19 protein-coding genes are annotated in these 18,187 nt (G+C 65.2%); 6 read left to right on the plus strand and 13 right to left on the minus strand.

The features are described from left to right. Positions 1-50: 50 nt before the first annotated feature. On the minus strand, positions 51-785 hold the full coding sequence (locus tag AC07NK_RS11035) for a helix-turn-helix domain-containing protein (protein WP_495170640.1): 735 nt from the start codon (positions 783-785) through the stop codon (positions 51-53). 85 nt (positions 786-870) lie between these two features. On the opposite strand from AC07NK_RS11035, the gene AC07NK_RS11040 reads away from it, so the two are divergent. Next, positions 871-1,308: a DUF6265 family protein gene (locus AC07NK_RS11040; RefSeq protein ID WP_495170641.1), complete on the plus strand. Its 438-nt coding sequence runs from the start codon at positions 871-873 to the stop codon at positions 1,306-1,308. Between the two features lie 69 nt (positions 1,309-1,377). Here the strand turns inward: AC07NK_RS11040 and AC07NK_RS11045 are convergent, their stop codons facing one another. Genes AC07NK_RS11045 through AC07NK_RS11080 form a run of 8 tightly spaced genes read right to left on the minus strand, consistent with a single transcriptional unit; the run spans position 1,378 to position 7,930 of the window. Next, entirely contained in the window at positions 1,378-1,635 is a 258-nt protein-coding gene (locus tag AC07NK_RS11045; RefSeq protein ID WP_495170642.1) for an ATP synthase F1 subunit epsilon, read from the minus strand. A 9-nt stretch (positions 1,636-1,644) separates the two neighbouring features. Then, positions 1,645-2,166, minus strand: a complete 522-nt coding sequence (locus AC07NK_RS11050; protein WP_495170643.1) for a hypothetical protein — start codon at positions 2,164-2,166, stop codon at positions 1,645-1,647. Between the two features lie 4 nt (positions 2,167-2,170). After that, complete coding sequence (atpD, locus tag AC07NK_RS11055; protein WP_495170644.1) at positions 2,171-3,694, minus strand: F0F1 ATP synthase subunit beta; 1,524 nt, start codon at positions 3,692-3,694, stop codon at positions 2,171-2,173. A gap of 31 nt (positions 3,695-3,725) precedes the next feature. Next, positions 3,726-4,319, minus strand: coding sequence for a hypothetical protein (locus tag AC07NK_RS11060; RefSeq protein ID WP_495170645.1), 594 nt, complete (start codon positions 4,317-4,319; stop codon positions 3,726-3,728). A gap of 5 nt (positions 4,320-4,324) precedes the next feature. Continuing rightward, the gene (locus AC07NK_RS11065) at positions 4,325-5,206 is read right to left on the minus strand and encodes a F0F1 ATP synthase subunit gamma (protein WP_495170646.1); all 882 of its coding nucleotides are present in this window, start codon (positions 5,204-5,206) and stop codon (positions 4,325-4,327) included. Continuing rightward, entirely contained in the window at positions 5,207-5,824 is a 618-nt protein-coding gene (locus AC07NK_RS11070; RefSeq protein ID WP_495170647.1) for a LysE family translocator, read from the minus strand. Between the two features lie 10 nt (positions 5,825-5,834). Next, positions 5,835-7,364, minus strand: coding sequence for a F0F1 ATP synthase subunit alpha (atpA, locus tag AC07NK_RS11075; protein WP_495170648.1), 1,530 nt, complete (start codon positions 7,362-7,364; stop codon positions 5,835-5,837). A gap of 11 nt (positions 7,365-7,375) precedes the next feature. Continuing rightward, on the minus strand, positions 7,376-7,930 hold the full coding sequence (locus AC07NK_RS11080) for a F0F1 ATP synthase subunit delta (RefSeq protein WP_495170649.1): 555 nt from the start codon (positions 7,928-7,930) through the stop codon (positions 7,376-7,378). 319 nt (positions 7,931-8,249) lie between these two features. Between AC07NK_RS11080 and AC07NK_RS11085 the strand changes: the two genes are divergently transcribed. Next, a complete protein-coding gene (locus AC07NK_RS11085) occupies positions 8,250-9,113 on the plus strand; it encodes a hypothetical protein (RefSeq protein ID WP_495170650.1) in 864 nt (287 codons plus the stop codon). Positions 9,114-9,151: 38 nt separating this feature from the next. Then, positions 9,152-9,793 (plus strand): hypothetical protein, encoded by a 642-nt coding sequence (locus AC07NK_RS11090; protein WP_495170651.1) that lies wholly within the window; start codon positions 9,152-9,154, stop codon positions 9,791-9,793. A gap of 39 nt (positions 9,794-9,832) precedes the next feature. Here AC07NK_RS11090 and AC07NK_RS11095 read toward each other — a convergent pair whose 3' ends face one another. Together AC07NK_RS11095 and AC07NK_RS11100 are read right to left on the minus strand one after the other, a co-directional pair. Next, on the minus strand, positions 9,833-11,356 hold the full coding sequence (locus tag AC07NK_RS11095) for a DEAD/DEAH box helicase (RefSeq protein WP_495171006.1): 1,524 nt from the start codon (positions 11,354-11,356) through the stop codon (positions 9,833-9,835). A gap of 208 nt (positions 11,357-11,564) precedes the next feature. Further along, positions 11,565-12,062: a GAF domain-containing protein gene (locus AC07NK_RS11100; RefSeq protein ID WP_495170652.1), complete on the minus strand. Its 498-nt coding sequence runs from the start codon at positions 12,060-12,062 to the stop codon at positions 11,565-11,567. A 640-nt stretch (positions 12,063-12,702) separates the two neighbouring features. Between AC07NK_RS11100 and AC07NK_RS11105 the strand changes: the two genes are divergently transcribed. The 3 genes from AC07NK_RS11105 (at position 12,703) to AC07NK_RS11115 (ending at position 14,295) form a co-directional block, all read left to right on the plus strand. Then, positions 12,703-13,317 carry a DNA/RNA non-specific endonuclease gene (locus tag AC07NK_RS11105; protein ID WP_495170653.1) on the plus strand — a complete coding sequence of 205 codons (615 nt, stop codon included), beginning with the start codon at positions 12,703-12,705 and terminating at the stop codon, positions 13,315-13,317. Then, a complete protein-coding gene (locus AC07NK_RS11110) occupies positions 13,307-13,717 on the plus strand; it encodes a hypothetical protein (protein WP_495170654.1) in 411 nt (136 codons plus the stop codon). The genes AC07NK_RS11105 and AC07NK_RS11110 overlap by 11 nt, the downstream gene beginning before the upstream one ends. Positions 13,718-13,884: 167 nt before the next feature. After that, positions 13,885-14,295 (plus strand): hypothetical protein, encoded by a 411-nt coding sequence (locus AC07NK_RS11115; protein WP_495170655.1) that lies wholly within the window; start codon positions 13,885-13,887, stop codon positions 14,293-14,295. A 22-nt stretch (positions 14,296-14,317) separates the two neighbouring features. Here the strand turns inward: AC07NK_RS11115 and mfd are convergent, their stop codons facing one another. Both mfd and AC07NK_RS11125 read right to left on the minus strand, forming a co-directional pair. After that, complete coding sequence (gene mfd, locus AC07NK_RS11120) at positions 14,318-17,776, minus strand: transcription-repair coupling factor (protein WP_495170656.1); 3,459 nt, start codon at positions 17,774-17,776, stop codon at positions 14,318-14,320. A 127-nt stretch (positions 17,777-17,903) separates the two neighbouring features. Then, positions 17,904-18,170 carry an FAD assembly factor SdhE gene (locus AC07NK_RS11125; RefSeq protein ID WP_495170657.1) on the minus strand — a complete coding sequence of 89 codons (267 nt, stop codon included), beginning with the start codon at positions 18,168-18,170 and terminating at the stop codon, positions 17,904-17,906. Positions 18,171-18,187: the final 17 nt, after the last annotated feature.

Here is an 18,187-nt window from a genome sequence, read left to right on the forward strand (position 1 = left end):
TCCTCACTAGCCCAACGCAGAGGGGATAGCGGGCAAGATTTTACAAGTTCCTAACCATCGGAGGGGTGGATGCCGCGAATGAAGGGACCGCGCGCGCGCTTTCGGGCACGGCCGGGCGGTAATCCGCCCAGCGACTGGAATTCGCGGGTCATATGCGCCTGATCGGCATAGCCCGATGCGGCGGCAGTATCCGCCAGCGCTGCGTCCGGCGACTGGATGCCACTGATCGCGGTGCGGAAGCGGAGCAGACGCAGGTAGCTGCGCGGGGCCATGCCGGTCTCGCGGGCGCAAATGCGCTGGAGCTGACGGGTGGAAAGCTGCGTCGTTCGCGCGAGCTCGTCGACGGTTGCGGCGTGGCGGATGGCGGCGAGAGGCGACAGGGGCAGGCCGCGGAACGCTTCGGCGAGGCGCGGCATCGGATCCCTGTCATCGGGGAGCAGGGCTGCCAGGGGATCGGCGTGCGCGATCGCCCGCCAGCTATCGGCAAAGCTGTGGCAGGGGGCACTGCCCAGCGCGTGCCAGGCCCAGGGCCAGAAGCGGATGCCCGTGAAATGTGCGTCGCCGCTGAAGCGCAATACTGCGGGCTGGAGCGCGAGGCCGGCGACGAACAATGGTGGTTGTTCGGTGCGCCAGACCGAGCGGCCCGAATGACGGCGGATCAACTCGACGCAGCCGTCGGGCACCGCCTGATGATCGACCCAGCCGTCCGACTCGACGTCGAGCGTCCAGACGGCCTCGACAAGGCCGTCGAGTTCGGGCGGCGGGGGCGTTTCGGCGTAGCGCACGTGGGAAACTTGCCATGTCGCATCGGTTCAAGCCAGCGCGCGCGCGGATGCGCTATGTGCGAATGAGCAGGGAAGGAGACGGCGGATGATGTGGAAGGCGCTGGGATTGATGCTGGTGCTGCCGGGGGCAGCGCCTGCCGCGAATGGGTTGCCCGAATGGCTGGCGGGGCGCTGGTGCACCGCGGAGGGTGGGCCGACCCGCACCTGTGAGCAATGGCAGCCGGCTGCGGGCGGGATGATGCTGGGCACGTCGCAGATGGTGAAGGGCGACAAGACGCTGGCGTTCGAATATCTGCGGATCACGATGGACGGCGATACGCTGGTCTATCTCGCGCAGCCTGGCGGCAAGCCGCCCACGGCGTTTCGCGCGATTGCGGGCGGGGAGGGGGCCACCTTCGTTAACGCCGCGCACGACTATCCGCAGCGCATCCATTATCGGTTGAGGGGCGATGCGCTGACCGCCGAAATCTCCCTCGCCGACGGGAGCAAGGCGATGCGGTGGAGCTATCGCCGGACGCCCTAGAGGTGGAGGCAAAACAAAAGGCCGCGGGTTGCCCCGCGGCCTTTGTCGTTTCGTCCGTGCGCTATGCGGTTACTCGGCCTTTTCGGCGAGGACCGTCAGGCCCTTCTCGTTCACTTCGGCGAAACCGCCTTCGATGCGAACGATCTCCGGGCTCTGGTTGCCCGCGGACTTGTAGATTTCCAGATTGCCGTCGCGGATCGTGGACATGAAGGGCGAGTGGCCCTCCAGCACGCCGAAGTCGCCCTCGGTGCCGGGAACGACGACCATATGGACTTCCTCGGAGCGGACGAGGCGTTCCGGGGTGACGAGTTCAAAGTGGAGGGGCATGGAAATTCCTCAGAAATTCACTGTAAGATATACGACCGGCTTGGACGGATCGTCGAAAAAGTCGAGATTACGACCTTCCATGCCGATCTTCAGTTCCACCGAGCGAAACCCGGCGCCGTCCTTCACTGCGTAGAGCTTATAAAACTCATTTTCCCGGATCAGCGCAAATCCCCTGTCCCGCATCGCTTGCCGCAATCGTTCGATTAGCGCGTCACGGCGTTCGCCGCTGAACGCGACGACACAAGCATTGCCTTCACGCCACTTCCCATCAGGATCAACTCCGGCTGAGAAGGTCACCCCTACTGCCAGCTGGCCCTGGTTGGCATCCCTAGCGACCCAGAGATCGTCGACACGCTTGCCGTTGAGCAAGCTGAACCGCTGAAGCAGCGCGGTGTCCTGCAGGTCGGCGGGCCGGGCGAGCAGCTTCGGGCAAAGCTCGAAGACGATCGCATCGATCGGGGCGCCTATTTCCTGCGTTGCCGCGACCGTCGAGGACAGCGCGGCAGCAACAAGAAAGGCGCCGCCGATCATCGGCTCACGCCTCGGCGGCCAGTTTCTTGGCCTTGGCGATCACGCCGTCGATGCCACCGACCATGTAGAAGGCGGCTTCGGGCAGGTGATCATACTCACCGTTGACCACCGCCTTGAACGACTTGATCGTGTCCTCGATCTGCACGAACTCGCCCGAGATGCCGGTGAAGACTTCGGCGACGTGGAACGGCTGGCTGAGGAACTTCTGGATCTTGCGCGCGCGCGAGACGGTCAGCTTATCCTCTTCCGACAGCTCGTCCATGCCGAGGATGGCGATGATGTCCTGAAGCGACTTGTACTTCTGCAGGATCGACTGGACCGCACGGGCGGTGTCGTAGTGGTCCTGACCGACGACGCGCGGCTCGAGCACGCGGCTGGTCGAGTCGAGCGGATCCACCGCCGGGTAGATGCCCAGCTCCGAGATCGCGCGGTTGAGAACGGTGGTCGCGTCCAGGTGGGCGAACGAGGTCGCCGGCGCCGGATCGGTAAGATCGTCCGCGGGGACGTACACGGCCTGCACCGAGGTGATCGAACCCTTGTTGGTCGAGGTAATGCGCTCCTGCAGCGCGCCCATGTCGGTCGACAGGGTCGGCTGATAGCCCACGGCCGAAGGAATACGGCCGAGCAGCGCCGACACTTCTGCACCCGCCTGGGTGAAGCGGAAGATGTTGTCGACGAAGAACAGCACGTCCTGGCCTTCGACATCGCGGAAATATTCGGCGATCGTCAGACCCGAGAGCGCGACGCGTGCACGCGCGCCCGGCGGCTCGTTCATCTGGCCATAGACCAGCGCCACCTTCGAACCTTCGCTGATCGCGTTGCCGTCGGCGTCCTTGGCGATAACGCCAGCGTCGAGGAACTCGTGATAGAGATCGTTACCCTCACGGGTACGCTCACCCACGCCCGCGAACACCGAAGTGCCGCCATGGCCCTTGGCGATGTTGTTGATCAGCTCCTGGATGAGCACGGTCTTGCCCACGCCGGCGCCGCCGAACAGGCCGATCTTGCCGCCCTTTGCGTAGGGCGCGAGCAGATCGATGACCTTGATGCCGGTAACGAGGATCGCGCTCTCGGTCGACTGGTCGACGAACAGCGGGGCATCGGCATGGATCGGAGCGGTCTGCTCGGCATCCACCGGGCCGCGCTCGTCGATCGGCTCGCCGATGACGTTGAGGATGCGGCCGAGCGTCTTGGGACCGACGGGAACGCGGATCTGCGAACCGGTGGCGGTGACGGGCTGGCCGCGGGTCAGACCCTCGGTCGAGTCCATCGCGATCGTGCGGACGGTGTTCTCGCCGAGGTGCTGGGCGACCTCGAGCACGAGACGGTTGCCGTTATTGTCGGTCTCGAGCGCCGAGAGGATCGCGGGCAGTTCGCCCTCGAACGCGACGTCGACGACCGCGCCGATCACCTGCGCGATACGGCCCTTGCCGGCTGCGGCAACGGTTGCCGACGCGGGAGCGTCTGTCTTGGGCTTCGTCGCGCGGGGCTTCCGGGCGGGCTTCTCTGCGGGGGCTGCGGTTGCCATGTCTATAGTCCTTGCTTGGCGAATGCTTCGATCAGGGTTGCTTGGTCGGCACCGCCGCTTCGGCCGGGGCCGTAGCGGTCGGGCGCTGGAAAGTCACGGTGATGCGGCGAGGGGCTTCAGCCTTCTCCACCGCGATGGCCGCCGGGGAATTCCCGATCAGGCCGTTGGCGTCCTGCTCCTTGGCGATGGCGTCGAGCGCGCCTTCGTCCTTGACGCCGTACTGGAACAGGAAGGCGCGGACATTGTCGGTCAGCCGCTTCTTCGCCGTATCGGCGTTGACATCGTCGGTCACGGTGAGCGCGAAGACGATGGTGTCGATCGCAGCGCCATCTTTGCCCGAAAGCTCGACGGTGCCGCGATTGGGGTTCTTGGCGTCCGACTGCGACAGGAAGACCGGCTCACCGGCGGCGGTGAAGCCGTTGGGGCCGTTCTCATACGCGCCGAGGCGGTAGCCGAACTGGTTGAGCTTCGCGACGGTCGCCGCCGGATCGCTGAACGCGTCCGCCAGCGAGCCCGGCTTCTCGATCGCTGCATTCTCCGGCGCAGCGACGTTCGACCCGCCGGGCTGCGCATTGCAGCCCGCGAGTGCCGTCGCGGCAAACAGGAGAAGGGCGGCGGTACGCATCGGGCTTAGAGCGCCTCTGCGCCCGAGATGATCTCGACCAGCTCGGTCGTGATCGCGGCCTGACGCGCGCGGTTATACTGGATCGACAGACGCTTGATCAGGTCGCCCGCGTTGCGCGTGGCGTTGTCCATCGCGGTCATCTTCGAACCCTGCTCCGACGCGGCGTTCTCACGCATCGCGCGATAGAGCTGGATCGCGACGTTGCGGCCGAGCAGGTCGGCGAGGATTTCCTCTTCGCCGGGCTCGTACTCGGTGACGGCCGAAGCGGCGGCGTCGCCCTCCGGCGCCGCGGGAATCGCGACCGGGATGATCTGCTGCTCGGTCGGCTCCTGCGTCAGCACCGACTTGAAGTTCGAGTAGAACAGGTGCGCGACGTCGAACTCGCCGGCCTCGAAGCGAGCGATCAGGTCATCGGCATAGCCGCGTGCATCGGCGAAGGCGAGCTTGCCGAGGTCACCCGGCTCAATCGAATGATGCATGTCCTTCGGGAAGAGACGGTTCAGCACCGCACGGCCCTTTTTGCCGATGGTGTAGAACTTGACCGTCTTGCCTTCGGCAGCCAGCTCCTGCGCACGGCGGCGCGCGAGGCGGGCGATGTTGGTGTTGAATGCGCCGGCCAGACCCTTGTCCGACGTCGCGACGACGAACAGGTGGACCTGATCCTTGCCGGAGCCGGCGAGCAGCTTGGGCGAGGCTTCGCTGATGCTGACCTTGCTGGCGAGCGAGGCGACGACGGCTTCGAGGCGCTGGGCGTAGGGACGCCCGGCCTCAGCCGCTTCCTGCGCACGGCGCAGCTTGGCGGCGGCGACCATCTTCATCGCCTTGGTGATCTTCTGCGTCGACTTCACTGAGCCGATGCGGACCTTGAGGGCCTTCAAACTTGCCATTTACGAATTCCGAGCAAGGGCCAGACGGCCCGCGAGACCAATGAATGCCGTACCGAGCAGCCCTTCGACCCAACGCATCGCGTTGCTCTGCTTCGCCGCGCGGCCCGCACGGGCGGCGACGAAAACAAGGCCCGAGAGCCAGAAGCTGCCCAGCACATAGGGCACGGCGATCAGCAGCGCGCCCTTGAGCGGGGCGCCAGGGCCTTCGCCCACGAACTGCGGCAGGATGGCGAGGAAGAACAACGCGACCTTGGGATTAAGCGCCGTGGAGAGCAGACCCTGCCAGAAGGGCTTGCCCAGGGCAGGCGCTTCAGCCGTGACCGGCGCCGGACGCACCGCGCCGTGCAGCAGCTTGAAGCCGAGCCAGGCGAGGTAGATCGCACCGGCGGTCTTCACGACGATGAACAGGGTCGGGAAGGCGGTGAGGACGCTGAGGAAGCCGAAGCCGCACAGCGCCATGTACCACAGTCCGCCCAGGCCAACGCCGGCAACCGCCGCGAAGCCGGCCCGAATTCCTCCACGCGCGGCATGACCCGCGACGAGCATGGTGTCGGGCCCCGGCGTCAGCACGAGGCCGACGCTGAGCAACGTCCATGCAAGGAGGGAGTGGTCGGCCACCAGCGTGCGATCAGGCGAACGTCGTGCCGAACGCTGCCAGCGCGTCCTTGAGCTTGGCCTTGGTGGCGTCGCTCAGGTCCTTGCTGTCGCGGATATCCTTGAGGATGTCGGCGTGCTTCGAACGCATCTCGGTCAGCATCGCCGCTTCGTAGCGGACGACGTCCTGAACCGGCACGCTGTCGATATAGCCGTTCGTGCCGGCGAAGATCGACACGGTCTGCTCTTCGAACGGCAGCGGCGAGAACTGCGGCTGCTTGAGCAACTCGGTCAGGCGCGCACCACGATTCAGCAGCTTCTGGGTCGAAGCGTCGAGGTCCGAACCGAACTGCGCGAACGCAGCCATTTCGCGATACTGGGCGAGCTCGAGCTTGATCGAGCCCGACACCTTCTTCATCGCCTTGGTCTGTGCCGACGAACCCACGCGGCTCACCGACAGACCCACGTTGATCGCCGGGCGGATGCCCGCGAAGAACAGGTCGGTCTCAAGGAAGATCTGGCCGTCGGTGATCGAGATCACGTTGGTCGGGATGTAGGCCGACACGTCGCCCGCCTGAGTCTCGATGATCGGCAGCGCCGTCAGCGAACCGTTGCCGTTGGCGTCGTTGAGCTTCGCAGCGCGCTCCAGCAGGCGGCTGTGGAGATAGAAGACGTCGCCGGGATAGGCTTCGCGGCCCGGCGGGCGGCGCAGCAGCAGCGACATCTGACGATAGGCGACGGCCTGCTTCGACAGATCGTCATAGACGATCACGGCGTGCATGCCGTTGTCGCGGAAATACTCGCCCATGGCGCAGCCAGTGTACGGTGCGAGGAACTGGAGCGGGGCGGGGTCCGACGCGGTCGCGGCGACCACGATCGAATATTCCATCGCGCCATTCTCTTCGAGCGTGCGCACGAGCTGCGCAACGGTCGAGCGCTTCTGGCCGACGGCGACATAGACGCAATAGAGCTTCTTGCCCTCGTCGTCGCCCGCGTTGATCGTCTTCTGGTTGATGAAGGTATCGATCGCGACAGCCGACTTGCCGGTCTGACGGTCGCCGATGATCAGCTCGCGCTGGCCACGGCCGACGGGGACGAGGGCGTCGATCGCCTTGAGACCGGTCTGAACCGGCTCGTGCACCGACTTGCGCGGGATGATGCCTGGCGCCTTCACTTCGACGCGCGAGCGCTGATCGGAAGCGATCGGGCCCTTGCCGTCGATCGGGTTGCCGAGGCCATCGACGACGCGGCCGAGCAGGCCCTTGCCGACGGGAACGTCCACGATCGTGCCGGTGCGCTTGACGACGTCGCCTTCCTTGATCTCGGCGTCCGAGCCGAAGATCACGATGCCGACATTGTCGGCCTCGAGGTTGAGCGCCATGCCCTGCACGCCGTTCGAGAACTCGACCATTTCGCCCGCCTGGACGTTGTCGAGGCCGTGGACGCGCGCGATGCCGTCACCGACGCTCAGCACCTGGCCGGTCTCGCTGACCTCTGCTTCAGTGCCGAAATTGGCGATCTGGTCCTTGATGACCTTCGAGATTTCTGCGGCGCGGATATCCATGATTCTAGCCTTCAGCCTTTCATCGCGTGCGCGAGGGAATTGAGACGGGTCTTGATCGACGAATCGATCATCTGGGAGCCGATCTTCACGACCAGCCCGCCAAGGAGCGAGGGATCGACCGACAGGTCGACATTGACGTCGCGGCCGACGCGCTCGCGCAGTTGCGCCTTGAGCGCGGTGACCTGCGCGGGGGAAAGCGGATGCGCCGAGACGACTTCGGCACTGGTTTCACCGCGATGACGCGCGGCGAGTGTACGGAAGTCGCGGACGATGTTGGCGAGCGTGGCGAGGCGACGATTCTGCGCCAGCACGCCGAGGAAGTCGGCGGTGAGCGAATCGAGCTTCATCGTGCCGGCTACTGCAGCGACCGCTTTGATCGCGTCGTTACGGCCAACCAGCGGGCTGCTGGTGAGGGCTGCGAACTCGGGCGAATCGGCCAGGGCCTGCTTCACCGTGGAAAGGCTCGATTCGACCTTGTCGATCGCGCCTTTCTCATGCGCCAGTTCGAACAACGCGGTCGCATAGCGCCCGCTTAAACTTGCCTGAATACCGCTGGAATTCTCCACGGACGCGTGCTTCCTCTTGGAATCTCGAAATGGCCCCATGCGAAAAAGGGGCGCGCCGAATGAACCGGCAGCCCCTGCTTGGGTTGGCGGGCGCGTAGCAAAGGGGGGCGATGGTTTCAACCCGCGTGACGCACTGCGGCGCGATCGGCGGCCTTGCGAGCCTGTTGCTTCGATGCGAAACCGTAACGGACTTTTGCTTTCCTTGGGCATTTTGGTGAGGGGAATTATGCGAACGCGGCGCTTTAGGCGGTATGCAATCCTGTGCGCGGCAGCGGCGGCGGGAATCGCTGCCGGACCGGCCTTTGGCGAGGCGGTTCAGATGACCGGCAAGTTCGCACCGCCCTATCGTGACGCGGCAATGCTCGATTCGCTGGGCATCGACCGGTTCAATGGCCGCGACGGGCGCCAGCTGGAAATGGCGATCGAACGCGCACTCTCGCAGCCCGATGTCGACGGGCGGCCGCATTTCGACCTGATTGCAGCGTTCGGCGGCGGGCAGGAGCCTGAAGGGGTGCTGAGCGGCGCGGTGACGAGCGGCGTGCAGGACAATAGCTATAAGGAGAAGCAGAAGCGCTGCGTCGAGCGCGAAGGCGGAAAGGAGAACGGCAAGTGCCTGAGCGAGGCCGAGGTCGAGGTCCATTGCACCCGCCGCGTCGTGAATGTGAGCGCCGACCTTCGGCTGGTGCGCACCGCTGACGGGCGTGTTGTCTATACGACGGGCAAGCCCAAGCGCGACGAGATCAGCTGGTGCCGTGGCGACGAGCCATCACGCACGGTGGAGGAATCGGTGCGTGGGATGATCCAGAGCATTGCGGGCGAGGTGCGCCGCGATATCGCGCCGGTGGTCGAGACCTACAGCATCCGCTTCCGCGAGAGCACCAAGGGGCTGCCCAAGGAACTCAACCGCCCGTTCAAGGACATCGTCAGGCAGACGCAGCGCGACCTGCCCGTAGCCTGTACGGCGTGGGGGGCGATGGATGCGCAGGCGCCCAACCACCCTTCGATCACCTTTGATCTGGCGCTGTGCGCCGAAGCGGAGGGCGAATATCGGCGTGCGCAGGATCTGTACCGCCGCGCGGCCCCGCTGATCGGCGGGCGGAGTAACGAGGCGGTCGTGGGTTACGAGCGGGTCGATCGGCTGATCGCCGCGCAGGCGGACGATGCGGCGCGTGGACGGCGCTAGGCGGGCTATTCCGAAGGAATATCAGGGAGAAGGATGTCGTGTCAGTTTGGTTGATAGCGGCGGCACTGGCTGTGGGAAATGCGTCTGCCGATACGTCGCACGGTGAGTTCCGCGTGGGTACGGTTTCGCTCCGTGTTCCGGTTCCGGAGGGCTATTGCCTGCCTGAAGGCAAGGATGCTGCTGCCGCGCAGCTGGTGGCGGCAGGGGATCGCGATAATGTGACCCATTTGACCGTGATTCACTGCGACGAGAAGCTGCGTTGGATCGACTATTATCTGATCAAGACGCCGACGGTGGCGCTGCTGGCGACACTGACCAACGCCGAGTTTCAGCAAACCGTCGAGCCGATGCTGGCCAAGGAACTCGATTCGGGCACGATCATGAAAGACGTGTCCAAAGGGCTGAGCGACACGTTTCAAACCAAGGTAGATCTGGCAGGTAAGATTACATACCTCGGCAAGGACGATATGTGCCTCTATCTGGGAGGTATCTTCGACGTGAAGGTCGACGCGGGCGGTGCCGCTTACACTCTGGCGATGGCGCAATGCATGACTGTCGTCGAGGGGAAGATGCTGAACATCTACCGCTATGGCGGTGGCAATGACCGTAAGGCGATCGAGGCTTTGATGCCGTCGGCCAAGGCGATGGCGAACGCCATCCGACCGGCCTCCATTCAATAGCAAACGGGCGGCCCTGGGGCCGCCCGTTGTCATTTCACCTTAGCGTCCGCCGCCGCTGCGCTGGCCGCCGGCGGGGCGGGGCGCCCACTTCTTCTTCTTGGGGCCGTAGAAGCGCGGCTGGTCGCCCTGCGGACGCTGGCCGTTGCCGTTCTGGCCGCCCTCGCGCCCACCGAAGCTGGCGCCGAGCGTCTGGCGCTGACCCTCGGGGCGCGCCTGGCGCTCGCCCTGCGGACGCTGACCATTTTCGGCGCCACGCTGCTCACCCTGACGGCGGTCGCCGGCGGGGTTGCCGCGGGGGCCGCGCTGGCTCTGCGAATTGTGGCGGTGATGCGCGTTGCGATCCGCCATGGTGCGGCCGTTGCGGCCGTTCATCTCGTCGCGGCTGATCGGGACCGGGCCGCGGCTCGACTTGATCCGCGCCGATTCGGCGAGGAAGTCCTCGGGCAGCGGCTGGACGGTCACCTTCTGGCGGATCAGCTTCTCGATATCGCGCAGGTACGTCCGCTCGTCATCGGCGCAATAGCTGATGGCGATGCCGGTCGCGCCGGCACGGGCGGTGCGGCCGATGCGGTGGACATACTGATCCGGCACGTTGGGCAGCTCGAAGTTGAAGACGTGGCTGACGCCCGACACGTCGATACCGCGCGCGGCGATATCGGTCGCGATCAGGATCTTGACCTTGCCCGACTTGAACTCGCCCAGCGCGCGCTCGCGCTGCGGCTGGCTCTTGTTGCCATGGATCGCGTTCGACGCGACGCCGCTGGCGGCGAGCAGCTTCACGACGCGGTCGGCGCCGTGCTTGGTGCGGGTGAAGATCAGCGCGCGGTCGATGCTCTCGTCGCGCAGTGCGATGGTCAGCAGCGACTGCTTTTCGGCCTGATTGACGTGGGTGACGAACTGCTCGACGCGCTCGGCGGTGGTGGCGACCGGAGTCACCTTCACCTCGACCGGGTTCTTGATGAACTGGCCGGCGAGCTCGCGGATCGACTTGGGCATCGTCGCCGAGAAGAACAGCGTCTGGCGCTGCGAGGGCAGCTCGCGGACGATGCGCTTCAGGGCATGGATGAAGCCGAGGTCCATCATCTGGTCGGCTTCGTCGAGCACGAGGATCTCGATGCCGAGCAGGATCGCATAGCACTGGTCGATCAGGTCGACGAGGCGGCCCGGGGTGGCGACGATGATGTCGACGCCGCGCGCGAGGTCGGTCTTGTTCTTGTGGATCGAGGTGCCGCCGAACACGGTCGCGACGCTGAGGCGCGAGCCCTTGCTATAGTCGCGGGCGCTCTGTGCGATCTGGCTGGCCAGCTCACGGGTCGGCGCGAGGACGAGCATGCGGCAGCCGCGCGGCTGGGCGCGCTTGCCCGAAGCGATCAGGCGATCGATCGAAGGCAGCATGAACGCCGCGGTCTTGCCGGTGCCGGTCTGGGCGATGCCCAGAAGGTCGCGGCCCTGCAGGAGCGCCGGGATCGACTGCGCCTGAATCGGGGTCGCGGTGGTGTAGCCCTTTGCAGCAAGCGCAGCGAGGGTGGTCTCGGACAGGCCGAGGGTGTTGAATTCGGTCAAAGGAATCTCTTCGTAATAACGGCCGACGCGCACGCCGAAAGCGCGCACGGAGGCGGGGTCAAAAATGACAACCCGCGTGACAGGGGAGCCTGTAAATCAACCGAGGCGGAGCCGGGGCATTTGGGGTTTCCCCGCATGACCGATCACGCTGCATAACGCCTCGCTGGGCGGGGATATGGCAGTGATGCTGCCAAAAGTCAATGTGAGGTCAGCCGGCCTTGCGCGCGGGCGGGGCATTGGGGTCGAGGATCAGCGCCGCGGCGGCGGCGAGGCGGGTCATCAGCCCGACCGCCTCGAGGTCGACGGCGCCGGGGTTGCGCCAATAGGCGCCGAGCGCCGCGGTGCGCCCGATCGGGAACATCGCCATGCTGGCGACGAAGGTCGCGAGATAGGCGTTGAGCGGCACGCGGGAATCGTTGCGGATGTCGGGGATCAGGATCGGCTCGCCCGCCATGATCGCGAGGCCGGAGATGCAGCGTTCGACCGGAAAGCGCTGGCCGGTCCACAGCGGGCTGATCGCATCCTCGGCCGCGTAGAACACCTCGTCGCCCTGACGCAGGACCACGGTAATGCCGTCGGCATCGGCGATGGCGCGGGCATGGTCGCGCAGGATCGTGCTGGCATCGTCCCAGCCGGACGCTGAATCGAGCAGGCCGATCGCCTGCTCCAGCCGCGCGTGACGGCCCTGGATGTCGTGCTGCGCCATCCGCTCCCCCTCTGGGAAAAGATGGTTAACACGCGGAGAGGGTGAGGAAAAGGGTGGGGTTGGTTGGTGACGGAACTCCAAGTGTCGCAGTGCCTCGCTCGACAATGAACTTGCTCCGAATCGGAGGGAAATTGCGGCGTTCCGATTGACTTGTTGGAAAATGTTCATCAAATGTTCTCACCGCTTTTGACGGCGGGGCAACATGAACGAGATGGATGATGTAGCGCGACGACGCGCGTTTTCGATTTGGCTGCGCACTGGGCGATTGCCACGTGAAACCAGTGCCGATGGGGTCGAGTTCAAGTTCAATCCTTGGCATGACCCGGAGAATGGTCGTTTCACCTTTGTTGGCACTGGCCACTATTATGGCCGTGGTAGTGGCGGGCAGGCGGAGAGACGCGGTCGCGTCGTTCCACAAGGTCGTCCCGCTCCCGCTCCTGCTCCGAAGCCTCAAGGTCCGCCGGCGGGGCGGTCGGGTGGCGGGCAAAGGTCCCCGGGAGGGCGCGACAAGCCTTCGACATGGGGAGGCGGGGGTTTTACAGGCGGCGGTGGCGGGGATTTCGGTGGCGGTGGCGCGACCGGCGATGGCGACTGGGGAGGTGAGACCAAAAAGCCGCAAGGGCGAAGAGGGAGTGCAGGCGTGCAGCGGACGCCTCCTCGGGTTGTGGCCCAGCCGCCAAGGGCGGGCATCGGACCGCAACGGCGTTCTCCTCGCGGTGATGTCCAACGGCCAAGGACGGTTGCTAGCCCGCAACAGAGTACGCGCCGTGTTCAAGTCCGGCGAGCAACGGCGGGACACGGCCCGCGATCGGGTTCAGAGCGTTGGCGGACGGTCGAGCGCAACGGATATCGTTACGAGATCGATGATCAGAATCGCACTCGGCGGATCTCAGGTGAAATCACCCTGAACTCCGATCAAGGACGATCGCGGGCGGCGCAACTTGGGGCCGGCGGCAGCGACCGGCGGACAAGCGATCATGGCGGTCACTATATCGCCCGTCGGTTCAACGGGCCGACCGAGGCGTTCAACCACTTCGCACAGGACGGCAGTTTCAATCGTAGCGACTATGCCAAGCTTGAAAACCAGTGGGAACAAGCGAAGCGCCTAGGGAAGCAGGTGCGCATAAAGATCGTTCCAGTGTTCGAGGGGAAGTCGCAACGCCCATCTGCGCTGAATGTCTGGTTCTGGATCAATGGCCATAGGGAAAGCCAGCAGCTCCCGAACAAATCGAAAGAGAAACGAGATGGAAAGTAACGCGACCGAGAAACTGTTAGACCAAATCGGGCAATTGCTGGCCGAGGACCAAGAATATCCGCTGGACGGTACGTTGCTTTACGCGGTCCTTGCTCGCAATTCGGTCCGTCCGTCGATCTTCAAGGATCGGGGAAATCATATCGTCTACCGCAGCCCGGATCTTGATCGGCTTGGCGGGGTGCTGCTCGATCTGTGGGAGGCTCAGGATGAAGAGGATGGATGGGAAGAAATCCATTACCTCGTAAAGGACGGCCGTTTCGAGGTGAGCTTCGTCTATCCCGACCAGCTTGATCCCGACGCGATGTGGCTGGAGCGTCGCGATGAAGTGATAAAACAGTATTTCGGCGACAAGCCGGTCGAGTATCCGGATTGGGATGACGAGGATAGTTTCATCTATTGAGGCTACTTCCAACGGGCGGTTATCCGGGCCGTCTACTGCCTGCGTGGGAACTGGGCTGCGGCGTTCAGCCGTGCGCAGTGTGCCGATGTGCCCTCAACCTCTGCTTCTGATCCACGATGCGCTGAAGAGCCGAAAGCTTCCTGTCGAACCGAGAAAGGAGGTGAGAAGTGTCAAGCGATAGAGCAGAAGATCTGCTCAACAAGATCGGACAATTGTTGGCAGAGGACAAAGAATATCCCCTCCATGGAACCCTGTTCCATGCTGATGTGGATCGCAATTCGGTCGGCCCCTCGATCTTCAAGGATCTCGGAAATCACATCCTTTACCGGAGGCCGGATCTGAAGCGAATCGGTGATGCGCTGCTCGATCTGTGGGAAGCGCAGGAAGGCGAAGATCGTTGGGAGGAGATTCAGTACTTCGTAAAAGACGGGCGATTTGAAGTGGTCTTCGTCTATCCCGAGGATCTCGATCCAGAGGAGATGTCGATGGAACGACGTGACAAGGTTGTGAAGCAGTATTTCGGTGACAAGCCGGTCGTGTACCCCGACTGGGACGACGACGACAGCTTCACCTACTAATGCGGTTCCAAGGACCCCCCGATTAACCCGCCGCTTTCGCCAGCCCCCGCGACAGCTGCACCGCCGCATTCAACCGCGCTCGCGGCGTCGCCCACACCCGGCTGATCACCAGCTTCATGTCGGGGCGCAGCTTGGCGGTGCCCTCCAGCTTGCCGACATAGGCCATCAGGCCATCGACGCTGGGGAAGCTGTCCTCATGGAAGCTGACCAGCGCGCCCTTGGGTCCCACGTCGATCTTGGCGATGCAGGCGCGCTTGGCGTTGAGCTTGGCCTCGATCAGCAGGAGGAGGTTCTCGGTCTCCTCGGGCAATTTGCCGAAGCGGTCGATCATCTCGGCGGCGAATTCCTCGATCCCGGTCTTGTCCTCGACCTCGTTCAGGCGGCGATAGAGGCCCATGCGCAGGTCGAGATCGGGGACGAAGCTCTCCGGGATCAGGATCGGGGCGTCGACGGTGATCTGGGGCGACAGGTCGCGCGGGCGCGCATCGGCGAGGCCGCCGGCCTTGGCGTCCATGATCGCCTCTTCCAGCATCGACTGGTAGAGCTCGTAGCCGACTTCCTTGATATGCCCCGACTGTTCGTCGCCGAGCAGATTGCCGGCGCCGCGGATGTCGAGATCGTGGCTGGCGAGCTGGAACCCGGCGCCGAGGCTTTCGAGGTCGGACAGGACCTTGAGCCGCTTTTCCGCGGCCTCGGTCATCAGCCGCTGGGGCGCGGTGGTCATATAGGCATAGGCGCGGGTCTTGGCCCGGCCGACGCGGCCGCGCAGCTGATAGAGCTGGGCGAGGCCGAAGCGGTCGGCGCGGTTGATGATCATCGTGTTGGCCGAGGGGATGTCGAGGCCGCTCTCGATGATGGTGGTGGAGACCAGCACCTCATACTTCTTGTCGTAGAAGGCGGACATGCGCTCCTCGACCTCGGAGGCTGCCATCTGGCCGTGGGCGACGACGTAGCGCACCTCCGGCACTTCCTCGCGCAGGAACTGCTCGATATCGGGCAGGTCGGCGATGCGCGGGGTGACGAGGAAGCTCTGGCCGCCGCGATAATGTTCGCGGAGGAGGGCTTCGCGCAGGACGACCGGGTCCCACGGCATGACATAAGTGCGCACAGCGAGGCGGTCGACGGGCGGCGTCTGGATGACCGACAGCTCGCGCAGGCCCGACATCGCCATCTGCAGGGTGCGCGGGATCGGGGTGGCGGTGAGGGTGAGGACGTGGACGTCGGCCTTGAGGCCCTTCAGCCGCTCCTTGTGGGTGACGCCGAAGCGCTGTTCCTCGTCGACGATGACGAGGCCGAGGCGCTTGAATTCGATGCCCTTGGCAAGGACGGCGTGGGTGCCGACGATGATGTCGACCTGGCCGCTCTCCAGCCCTTCTTTGGTCGCCTTGGCCTCGGCCGCGGGGACGAGGCGCGAGAGGCGGCCGATGCGGATCGGGAAGCCTTCGAAGCGCTGGACGAAGTTGTTGTAGTGCTGGCGGGCAAGGAGCGTGGTGGGGCAGACCACCGCGACCTGTTGTCCCGCCATCGCCGCGACGAAGGCGGCGCGCAACGCGACCTCGGTCTTGCCGAAGCCGACATCGCCGACGACGAGCCGGTCCATCGGCCGGCCGGCGGACAGATCCTCGAGCACGTCGCCGATGGCGCGGTCCTGATCGTCGGTCTCGGTGAAGGGGAAGCGGTCGACAAAGGCGGGATAGCCGCCGGGATCGGGCTCGAGCACTTCGCCCGGACGGACGGCGCGCGCGGCGGCGGTGGCGATGAGCTCACCCGCGATCTCGCGGATGCGCTCCTTCATCTTCGACTTGCGGCGCTGCCATGCCTCGCCGCCGAGACGGTCGAGCGATGCGACCTCGTCGGAGGAGCCGTAGCGCGAGAGGACTTCGAGATTCTCGACCGGGACGTAGAGCTTGTCTCCGCCGGCATAGGTGAGCGCGACGCAATCGTGCGGCGCCTTCTGCACCGGGATCTGGGTCAGCCCTTCGTAGCGGCCGATGCCATGCTCGAGATGGACGACGAGGTCGCCGGGGGAGAGCGTGGCGAGTTCGGCGAGGAAGGCGTCGGTCGACTTCTTGCGCTTGTTGCGGCGGACGAGGCGGTCGCCGAGCATGTCCTGTTCGGTGAGCAGGGCGACTTCGGGCGAAGTGAAGCCGTGGTCGAGGGGCAGGACGATGAGGGCGACGCCCTTGTCGGCGGCGCCGAGCGCTTCCTGCCAGGTCTCGGCCATGCGCGCGCCGGTGAGGCCGTGATCGGCGAGCAGGCCCGAGAGGCGCTCGCGCGAGCCGGTCGAGTAGCTGGCGAGGATCGGCTTCTTGCCCGATTTGCGCAGTTTGGCGAGGTGGTCGGTGACCGCTTCGTAGATATTGGTGCCGGCGGCGCGCTCAGGGGCGAAGTCGCGCGGGCCGTCGACAGCGAAGTCGAGGACGGTGGCGCTTTCGGGCTCGTGGAAGGGGGTGGCGAGGTGGGCGTTGACCGCCTTGAGGCGCTTCTCCCACTCGTCGGGGAGGAGGTAGAGCTGGTCGGTGCCGAGCGGGCGGTAGCTGCCGGCGTCGGTCGACTGGGCGCGGACGCGGTTGGCCTGATAGTCGGCGATCGCCTCGAACCGGTTCTCCGCCGCACCGGCGTCGCCCGCGTCGCGGACGATGACGGCGCCTTCGGGGAGATGGTCGAACAGGGTTTCGAGGCGCTCCTCGAACAGCGGGAGCCAATGCTCCATGCCGGCGAGGCGGCGGCCGTCGCTGATCGCCTGATAGAGCGGGTCGCCGGTGGCGGTGGCGCCGAACTTCTCGCGATAGCGCGTGCGGAAGCGCTTGATCGTGTCCTCGTCGAGCAGGGCTTCGGAAGCGGGGAGCAGAGTGAAGCCGTCGACGCGGCCGGTGGTGCGCTGGTCGGACGGGTCGAAGGTGCGCACGCTCTCGATCTCGTCGCCGAAGAAGTCGAGGCGCAGGCCTTGCTCGGAGCCTGAGGGGAAGAGGTCGACGAGGCCGCCACGCACCGCGAACTCACCGGAGTCGTGGACGGTATCGGTGCGGACATAGCCGTTGGCGGAGAGGAGCGTGGCGAGCTTGTCGAGCGAGATGCGCTCGCCCGGCGCGAGGCGCGCGGTCATCTGGCGGACGCGGAACGGGGTGAGCGTGCGCTGGGTCGCGGCGTTGACCGTGGTGAGGATCAGGCGCGGTTTGGCAGTCTTCGATTGCAGTGCGGCGAGCGCGGCCATGCGCTCGGCCATGACGCGCAGCGTGGGGCTGGCGCGGTCATAGGGCAGGCAGTCCCAGGCGGGGAACTGGACGATCTCAAGCTCAGGCGCGAAGAAGGTCGCGGTGGACGCAACCGCACGCATCGCCGACTCGTCGGGGGCGATATAGACGGCACCGGTGGCCGAGGCGCGCGCAAGATCGGCGAGCAACCATGGGAGGAAGCCCGAGGGTGCACCCGACAGGGTGAGCGGCGTCTTGGCCGAGAGGATCTGGTTCAGGTCGGGCATTCTGCTCTCTTCGTCACCCCGGCTCTGTGCCGGGGTCCACTTTGCCGCCCGCGATGCGCAAGAGGCTCTCTGGATTCATGCGCCGCCCGGTGGACCCCGGCACGAGGCCGGGGTGACGGCTTTGGAATTACTCGGCGACGGGCACGTAGTTGAGCGCCTTGAGCGCGGACATGATCGTGCCGTGATATTCGGGCGGGACGGGCTGGGTGCCCATTGCCCAGGCCATGATGTCGACGTCCTGTTCCTCGAGCAGCGCTTCGAACAGCACGATCTCTTCGTCGTTCCAGCCGGCGTGATGCGCGTCGAAGAATCCGCCGACCATCAGGTCGGCTTCCTTGACGCCGCGGTGCCAGGCGCGGAAGCGGAGACGTTTCAGGCGGGTTTCACGGTCCATGATTCTCAACGCAAATT

The sequence above is a fragment of the Sphingomonas sp. GW821-FHT09B04 genome (assembly GCF_059418285.1).